Annotated in this window: 1 protein-coding gene; it reads right to left on the minus strand. The window is 36.7% G+C overall.

Annotated features, from left to right (window positions below; translation table 11 throughout):
* Nucleotides 1–193: 193 nt before the first annotated feature.
* Nucleotides 194–1,630, minus strand: coding sequence for an IS1182 family transposase (locus tag CXF71_RS11590; protein ID WP_101233118.1), 1,437 nt, complete (start codon nucleotides 1,628–1,630; stop codon nucleotides 194–196).
* Nucleotides 1,631–1,773 lie beyond the last annotated feature (143 nt).

The following is a 1,773-nucleotide window of genomic DNA, read 5'->3' on the forward strand; positions in this document are numbered from 1 at the left end:
TAGCCCAGCCTGTGTGAAAACGAATTATTGTAAGTTTTCATTATTGAGGGTTTATATCAGCTCTTTATAAGGCTTCGCGTAGCGAAGCCGATATTTATGAATATCCATGCTTTATATTTTTCATTCGTTCAAAATTGCTGATATTGGCTCCTATTTGGAGCATATTTGGGTCTTTTAAGGAAAGAGTTACCTCTTACGGCAACATCACTTCCTTCATCAATATTTCTGATCCAAATATATTGAGCATTCTTTTTAAATTATATGCCAATACATGCAGGTTCAATTCTGTACTAACATTTTTAAACCCTCTTGTTAAAAGGTGCGTGGCTCCTGCCCACAATTTAATCGTCCCAAAGGGATGTTCAACCGTTTGTTTTCGTTGAAGCATCGCATCAGGCGTTGCTTTGAGCAAAGCTTCCATTTTTTCCATATCAGCTTCATGAATCCAACGTCTCATTCTTCTTGGGTCTTTTTTAGAACGGGTACATTGGCTTCGGATAGTACAATTTTTACAAGCCATACCATTGAAGTAAATTTTGATATCTAACCCTCCTTCTATCGCATTGAATCGATGTTGAAGCTCATTGCCCGCAGGGCAAATATAAACATCATTATCTTCATTGTATTGAAACAGTGACTTGTTAAAAATTCCCTTTTTTTCTGAGCCTGATGTATCGGTTTTTGGTACAAGAGTCGAGACACCTAAATCTTGCGTATCTTTAATATCTTGTCGGCTGTAATAACCTTTATCTGCCAATATTGTTGTAACACTTTTCCCCAACGCTTTAAGTGTCTGTTTGGTCATATTGCACAACTGGCCCCTATCTGTTGTATTGGTGACTTCGTGAGCAACTATTAAATGATGTTTCGTATCGACAGCGCTTTGTATATTATAGCAAACCGCTCGTGTCATACCCTGTGTTTTCATCAAGCGACTATCTGGATCGACCGTTGATATTTGTTTGTCAGGATGCTTATTTACGGCTAACTCCATCTCTTTTAGTTCAGCGAGATGTTGGTTCAGGAAATCTAACTTAGATTCAATATTAGCAATGTTATTTGGTGAGTTCTCTTGTGAATCTGATTGTTCAAGTTGCTGAAAATATTTATTAATATGTTTTTCTACTCGCTCAATATGTGACTTTATTTTACTCGGCGTGTAGTTTTTATCTTTGTTGTTGGACGCCTTAAATTTACTACCATCAATGGCAACGGTCGCTTCACTAAACATATTGAATTTATGGCACATTTGAACGAACGTTTTACAGGCGTTTTTAATTCCAAGATGGTTATCTTTTCTAAAGTCAGCAATCGTTTTAAAGTCTGGTGACAAACGCTCTGTGAGCCACATAAGTTCAACATTACGTTGTGTCTCTCGCTCTAGACAGCGTGACGACTGAATTCTGTTTAAATAACCGTAGATATAAATCTTGAGTAATATGGCAGGATGATAACCAGGACGTCCAGTTGCTTTAGATTGTACTCCTTTAAAACCAAGGTTTTCTAAATCTAACCCATCGACAAATACATCAATTACTCTAACAGGATTTTCTTTAGCGACAAAATCTTCAAGCATTTCTGGAAAGAGGGTTGCTTGGGAGCGAGACGAACCTTTAATATGACGTGACATATAGCCAACATATAATCAATTAACCTAATGAATATTATAGCAAATATAGAGTGATTTATTATCTTGTTTTGAGATTGATTGATCATAAGTATTCGGTGCTTATTCGAAAAAGTGATCAAAACGTTTTCACACAGGCTGAGCCA

This window comes from Colwellia sp. 12G3 (assembly GCF_002836775.1).
Classification (GTDB): Bacteria; Pseudomonadota; Gammaproteobacteria; order Enterobacterales; family Alteromonadaceae; genus Colwellia.

Coding starts and splice junctions, on each gene's coding strand:
- CXF71_RS11590 (WP_101233118.1), bottom strand. CDS start 1,630: ATGTCACGTCATATTAAAGGTTCGTCTCGCTCCCAAGCAACCCTCTTT.